The sequence below is a fragment of the Lentilactobacillus sp. genome, assembly GCF_040773105.1.
Classification (GTDB): Bacteria; Bacillota; Bacilli; order Lactobacillales; family Lactobacillaceae; genus Lentilactobacillus; species Lentilactobacillus parabuchneri.
The window spans coordinates 1-3,776 of sequence record NZ_JAXGWW010000205.1 but is presented as its reverse complement, the minus strand read 5'-3'; the positions used below and the strand labels follow the sequence as shown (position 1 = coordinate 3,776).

The following is a 3,776-nucleotide window of genomic DNA, read 5'->3' as shown; positions in this document are numbered from 1 at the left end:
TGGTTTTCCCTGCGATGCATGGTCAATAAGATCATCTTTGAATTTTGGTTGAGTTCATCAAATACCGAGTGTTGATAATCGGCCGTCACGGTCTGCTTAAGGGCGTCAATCGCAGTATTTCCGGTCACGTAAATATTTTTGTCAGGATGATTCTCCTTTAAGAGATTATTGCGGCTGAGCTGGGTTGGTGCAAAGTATAAGTCCGCCAGAACATCTGTTAATTGACGATTCATTTCCTCTGGGTAGGGCGATAACTTGTTCCATGTCCGCAAACCGGCTTCAACGTGTCCGACTTTAATTTGGTGATAAAACGCGCTGATGCTTGCCGCAAAGGTCGTGGTCGTATCACCATGAACTAAAATGATGTCCGGATTCGCCTTTTCAATGATCGGGTCCAACTCTGTGATGACCCGAGTCGTAATGTCACTTAGCGTTTGGCCCTGCTTCATGATGTTTAAATCATAATCGGGGTTAATGTGAAAGACCTCAAGAACCTGATCCAACATTTCTCGATGCTGCGCGGTCACCACTGTAATTGGCTGAAATTGGTTTAAATGTTGTTGCATTAACAGGATAATTGGCGCCATTTTAATTGCTTCTGGACGGGTGCCAAAAATCGACATGACTTTGATTGGTTTCATCAATTAATTCTCCTTTATTGTGATTCATTATAGCAAATATGACACGAAACTTAATAACGACTTAATTTTGTAAAAAAATCTCTATGGTATAATTTGTTAGATGTTCAAATTTTTGAAATAGAAGGTGAATCATCATTTTACGTTGACATGCTCTTTACATACTTCAATGTGAGTTCCAAGCGGGCGGCATTGTTCTTGAATTTAGTCAATCCAAACGAATTCAAGCTTACCAACAAAAGGCCACAAAAGCAAAGTCAAAAAGACACGTTATGGAGGAAATATTTTGAAAACGATCAGTCTAATTGTTCCTTGTTTTAACGAGGAGCCAACGGTTGAACTTTTCTATGACACAACAGAAGCCGTGTTTGAAAAATTAAACGCATCCCACACAGAGCAGTACCACCCCGACTACCTCTTCATCAACGATGGTTCGGCTGACAAAACACTGGATGTGATGCGCAAATTAAACGCGGCCCATCCGGACGAAGTTCATTACATCTCATTCTCACGAAACTTCGGTAAGGAATCGGCATTTGCTGCCGGGTTAGCCAACGCACACGGAGACTATGTCGCCGTCATGGACGTTGACTTACAGGATCCGCCTGAGCTGTTGTTACAAATGGTCGATATTTTAGAGGATCCCGACCAGGATTACGACGTGGTTGGCTGTGTTCAAACATCGCGAAAGCAAAACCCGATTCGGGCATTTCTATCTGCCAGTTTTTATAAAATCATCAATAAGATGTCTAAGGTGCAGATGAAACAAAACGTCCGCGATTATCGCTTGATGAGTCGCAAATATGTCGATGCCATTCTACAGCTGCCTGAATACAATCGATTCAGTAAGGGGCTGTTTTCTTGGGTGGGCTTTAAGACCAAGTACTTGGAATACGAGGGTGTTCCTCGAGCCGCCGGTGAAACCTCTTGGTCACTGATTCAGCTGTTTGAATATTCGATGGAAGCAATTGTCGATTTTTCTGACGTTCCTCTCAAAATGGCGACGTTTGTGGGTGGCTTGACGTTTGTTCTTTCGATTATCGGTCTCTTCTTTGTCGTCATTCGAGCCCTGTTCTTTGGTGGTTCTGTTAATGGATGGGCGTCAATGGTGTCGATCATTTTATTCCTAAGTGGTGTCCAATTGTTCAGTCTTGGAATTTTAGGCACGTACGTTGGCAAGATCTATCTGGAAACCAAGCACCGGCCTAAATTTGTGATTGCGGAGAAACGGTAATGATTGAGAAGTTAAAAAGCTTATATAACCAATATCAAGAAGTGATTGCCTATTTATTTTGGGGAGTCTTAACGACTGCAGTCAACATTTTGATTTTTTCCGGGCTGCATTTATTTACCGGGATGAACTACATGATCAATAATTTCATCGCCTGGGTTGTCAGTGTGTTATTCGCCTACTTAACCAACAAAGCATTCGTCTTTCATTCCCCTTCTAAATCATTGGTCAGTGACCTCAAAGAAATGACGTCATTTTTCGGCGGTCGGGTGGCCACTCTGGTGATTGAATGGATCCTGCTTTGGATCGGAATCTCATTGATGCACCAAAATCAAATTTTAGTTAAAATATTTGAAAACGTGGTCGTGATTATTTTGAATTACTTTTGGTCAAAATGGGCCGTTTTCAAAAATAGTACGAACAAGACAACCAAGAATCAACCACGATAAGGACGGTGGCGGAAATGCCAATTAACCGACAAGGATTAAGACGGAAACGACAAGAATTTCCAAAGGGCTATTACACAGTCAATGACGGCTTTAAATTATTGGGGATGGCAGTCGTCATGATCGTCATCTTGGCCGTTATCGCAAAGATGCTGATGTAATTGAGCTGGATAGTGATTTTTAAATTTCTTGCATCATACTAAAAGGGCCTGTCGGCAAAACATAAGTTTTGCTGACAGGTCCTTTAAGTTCGTGTTCTTATTTCGCCAACGAATGTTCCAGCTGTGTCTGGCCAATCGTCATCAACCAACAGAAGAACCAGTAAATCACCGCAATCGTGATGTAAATCGTCATGTAATCTTGATTTGCACCGGCAACAATCTGAGCGTCCATGAACATTTCACTGACCGTAATCATTGCTGCCAGCGAAGTTCCTTTGAACAGATCAAGTAAAATATTTCCCAACGCCGGAATCGCAATTCGAAAGGCTTGCGGAAAGATAATTTTTGAAATGACCTTTCGATACGGCAAGCCAAGTGAATAGGCTGCCTCCCATTGGCCATAATCAACCGCGCTAAACGACGACCGGTAGACTTCTGATACAAAGGCACTACAGTTAATCGTAAAGGCAATGACGGCCGCAGGAAGCGCGTCGGCTCGAAAGCCAAAGTAAATGATAAACAGCAAGACCAACATCGGAACCCCACGCATAAACGAGATGAATGCCCGTGCCGGATAATGCAGCCATTTGCGTTTGCTCAGTTGAGCCAACGTCAGAAACAGGCCCAAAATCAACGCCAGAATAAAGCTGATCGCCGTTAACGCAATCGACATCGGAAATCCCGCTAGAATGCGGGGAATCGAACGCACGGCCAGTGGCGCATTGAAAAAATTTGGAATTGACAAATATTTAATGATATCCAACAGCAACGCCACCCCTACTTAATGGTAAAGGTCTTTGAAATGTGAACGTGGGGCTGCTTGGTAACGTCTGCGTGATAGTACTTCTCAGATAACTTCTTGAGGGTGCCATCCTTCTTCAATTCCTTAAGCGCCTTATCAACCTGCTTTTGCAGCTTGGTATTGCCCTTCTTCATCAAAATACCAACACCCTTGCCGTCTTCATTAGTTGTGAAGTACATATTTGGCATAATCTTCAACGTGTTGTTTGGAACAGCAGCCAACGCTAATTTTTGAAGGTAATAATCATTCATGATCAAATCAGTCTTACCCGCTTCAACATCTTTTAGATAAACATCATTTGAAACGTTGTTGTAGTTAACCGTCTTGGCACCTAATTGCTTTGCAAGACGTTGGTAATTGGTCCCTGCCTCGCCAGCAGCTTTTTTGCCTTTAATATCGGCCCATGAATGAATGCCTGAATCATCTTTCTTTCGAACAATAATACTATTAAACGAGTGCTTATATGGCGTCGATAATGCAAATTCCTTTTTCCTTTGT

General features: G+C 42.5%; 6 protein-coding genes. 3 read left to right on the top strand and 3 right to left on the bottom strand.

Annotated features, from left to right (window positions below; translation table 11 throughout):
* On the bottom strand, nucleotides 1-641 hold a 641-nt coding region (gene wecB, locus AB3112_RS09365), incomplete at its 3' end, for a non-hydrolyzing UDP-N-acetylglucosamine 2-epimerase (protein WP_367334368.1).
* Between the two features lie 283 nt (nucleotides 642-924).
* Here wecB and AB3112_RS09360 point away from each other — a divergent pair.
* Genes AB3112_RS09360 through AB3112_RS09350 form a run of 3 tightly spaced genes read left to right on the top strand, consistent with a single transcriptional unit; the run spans nucleotide 925 to nucleotide 2,476 of the window.
* Nucleotides 925-1,872 (top strand): glycosyltransferase family 2 protein, encoded by a 948-nt coding sequence (locus AB3112_RS09360; protein ID WP_084974791.1) that lies wholly within the window; start codon nucleotides 925-927, stop codon nucleotides 1,870-1,872.
* Nucleotides 1,872-2,318 (top strand): GtrA family protein, encoded by a 447-nt coding sequence (locus tag AB3112_RS09355; RefSeq protein WP_367334367.1) that lies wholly within the window; start codon nucleotides 1,872-1,874, stop codon nucleotides 2,316-2,318. Before AB3112_RS09360 ends, AB3112_RS09355 begins: the two co-directional genes overlap by 1 nt.
* A 14-nt stretch (nucleotides 2,319-2,332) precedes the next feature.
* Nucleotides 2,333-2,476 carry a hypothetical protein gene (locus tag AB3112_RS09350; RefSeq protein WP_179136550.1) on the top strand — a complete coding sequence of 48 codons (144 nt, stop codon included), beginning with the start codon at nucleotides 2,333-2,335 and terminating at the stop codon, nucleotides 2,474-2,476.
* A 97-nt stretch (nucleotides 2,477-2,573) separates the two neighbouring features.
* On the opposite strand, the gene AB3112_RS09345 is transcribed toward AB3112_RS09350, so the two are convergent.
* Together AB3112_RS09345 and AB3112_RS09340 are read right to left on the bottom strand one after the other, a co-directional pair.
* Nucleotides 2,574-3,239: an amino acid ABC transporter permease gene (locus tag AB3112_RS09345; protein ID WP_057911077.1), complete on the bottom strand. Its 666-nt coding sequence runs from the start codon at nucleotides 3,237-3,239 to the stop codon at nucleotides 2,574-2,576.
* Between the two features lie 14 nt (nucleotides 3,240-3,253).
* On the bottom strand, nucleotides 3,254-3,776 hold a 523-nt coding region (locus tag AB3112_RS09340; protein WP_367334366.1), incomplete at its 5' end, for a transporter substrate-binding domain-containing protein.

Excerpts from the sequence above, each read along its gene's own strand:
- AB3112_RS09355 (WP_367334367.1), top strand. The coding sequence starts at position 1,872 with ATGATTGAGAAGTTAAAAAGCTTATATAACCAATATCAAGAAGTGATT.
- AB3112_RS09350 (WP_179136550.1), top strand. The coding sequence starts at position 2,333 with ATGCCAATTAACCGACAAGGATTAAGACGGAAACGACAAGAATTTCCA.